General features: G+C 52.7%; 2 rRNA genes (1 of these 2 cut by a window edge). Both read right to left on the reverse strand.

Annotated elements, in window-relative coordinates:
• Positions 1-87 precede the first annotated feature (87 nt).
• Positions 88-203 (reverse strand): 5S ribosomal RNA (rrf, locus tag V5J35_RS11755).
• A gap of 120 nt (positions 204-323) precedes the next feature.
• Positions 324-2,500: ribosomal RNA gene (locus V5J35_RS11760) — 23S ribosomal RNA — on the reverse strand; it runs 716 nt beyond the window's last position.

The following is a 2,500-nucleotide window of genomic DNA, read 5'->3' on the forward strand; positions in this document are numbered from 1 at the left end:
GCTAACACCAAAGAATCATCTATTTGTATTTTTTCCGCACATAGCAAAAACCCTGACAGATTTCTCTATCAGGGTTCTCTAATAAGTGCCTGGCGATGACCTACTCTCACATGGGGAATCCCCACACTACCATCGGCGATGTGTCGTTTCACTTCCGAGTTCGGGATGGGATCGGGTGGTTCCAACACTCTATGGTCACCAGGCAAAACTGGCTGAAGTTGAGATGTTTATCTCAGCTTCCGGAATCCAAAATCTGTTTTAAATGAGCTTTGTTCTTGCTTTTACACTCTCTAGTGCATGGCACCAAATCGCTTTGGCGTTATATGGTCAAGCCTCTCGAGTCATTAGTACTGGTTAGCTCAACGCCTCACAACGCTTACACACCCAGCCTATCAACGTCGTAGTCTTCAACGTCTCTTATGTGACCTCTAGGGCCAAGGGAAGTCTCATCTTGAAGGGGGCTTCCCGCTTAGATGCTTTCAGCGGTTATCCCGTCCGAACTTAGCTACCGGGCAATGCGTCTGGCGACACAACCCGAACACCAGTGGTTCGTCCACTCCGGTCCTCTCGTACTAGGAGCAGCTCTCCTCAAACTTCCAACGTCCACGGCAGATAGGGACCGAACTGTCTCACGACGTTCTAAACCCAGCTCGCGTACCACTTTAAATGGCGAACAGCCATACCCTTGGGACCGGCTTCAGCCCCAGGATGTGATGAGCCGACATCGAGGTGCCAAACACCGCCGTCGATGTGAACTCTTGGGCGGTATCAGCCTGTTATCCCCGGAGTACCTTTTATCCGTTGAGCGATGGCCCTTCCATTCAGAACCACCGGATCACTAAGACCTACTTTCGTACCTGCTCGACATGTACGTCTCGCAGTCAAGCTGGCTTGTGCCTTTACACTAACCGCACGATGTCCGACCGTGCTTAGCCAACCTTCGTGCTCCTCCGTTACTCTTTGGGAGGAGACCGCCCCAGTCAAACTACCCACCACACAATGTCCCCGATCCCGGTAAGGGACCTGGGTTAGAACCTCAATATTGCCAGGGTGGTATTTCAAGGTTGGCTCCATGCAGACTGGCGTCCACACTTCAAAGCCTCCCACCTATCCTACACAAGCAACATCAAGATCCACTGTGAAGCTGTAGTAAAGGTTCACGGGGTCTTTCCGTCTAGCCGCGGATACACTGCATCTTAACAGCGATTTCAATTTCACTGAGTCTTGGGTGGAGACAGCGTGGCCATCGTTACGCCATTCGTGCAGGTCGGAACTTACCCGACAAGGAATTTCGCTACCTTAGGACCGTTATAGTTACGGCCGCCGTTTACCGGGGCTTCGATCAAGAGCTTCGCCTAAGCTAACCCCATCAATTAACCTTCCGGCACCGGGCAGGCGTCACACCGTATACGTCCACTTACGTGTTAGCACAGTGCTGTGTTTTTAATAAACAGTCGCAGCCACCTGGTATCTTCGACCAGCCGGTGCTTACGGGGCAAGCCCTTCACACCAGCCGGCGCACCTTCTCCCGAAGTTACGGTGCCATTTTGCCTAGTTCCTTCACCCAAGTTCTCTCAAGCGCCTTGGTATTCTCTACCTGACCACCTGTGTCGGTTTGGGGTACGGTCCCTTTTGACCTGAAGCTTAGAAGTTTTTCCTGGAAGCATGGCATCAACCACTTCCCGGCCGTAGCCGGTTCGTCATCAGTTCTCGGCTTTGTGGGTCCGGATTTGCCTGAACCCACAGCCTACGACCTTAAACACGGATAACCATCACCGTGCTGGCCTAGCCTTCTCCGTCACTCCGTCGCAGTCAAAAGGGGTACAGGAATATTAACCTGTTTCCCATCGATTACGTCTTTCGACCTCACCTTAGGGGCCGACTCACCCTGCGCCGATTAGCGTTGCGCAGGAACCCTTGGTCTTCCGGCGGGGGAGGATCTCACTCCCCTTATCGTTACTCATGTCAGCATTCGCACTTGTGATACGTCCAGCATGCCTCCCGGCACACCTTCAACCGCTTACACAACGCTCCTCTACCGCTCAATGTAAAACATTGAACCCGTAGCTTCGGTGAATAGTTTGAGCCCCGTTAAATCTTCCGCGCGAGCCGACTCGACCAGTGAGCTATTACGCTTTCTTTAAAGGGTGGCTGCTTCTAAGCCAACCTCCTGGCTGTCTGGGCCTTCTCACATCGTTTCCCACTTAACTATTACTTTGGGACCTTAGCTGACGGTCTGGGTTGTTTCCCTTTCCACGACGGACGTTAGCACCCGCCGTGTGTCTCCCTTGATTGCACTCATCGGTATTCGGAGTTTGCATGGGGTTGGTAAGTCGGGATGACCCCCTAGCCCAAACAGTGCTCTACCCCCGATGGTGAGACAAGAGGCGCTACCTAAATAGCTTTCGAGGAGAACCAGCTATCTCCGGGCTTGATTAGCCTTTCACTCCTATCCACAAGTCATCCCCTGGCTTTTCAACGACAGTGGGTTCGGTCCTCC

The organism is Endozoicomonas sp. NE40 (assembly GCF_040549045.1).
Lineage (GTDB): Bacteria > Pseudomonadota > Gammaproteobacteria > Pseudomonadales > Endozoicomonadaceae > Endozoicomonas_A > Endozoicomonas_A lisbonensis.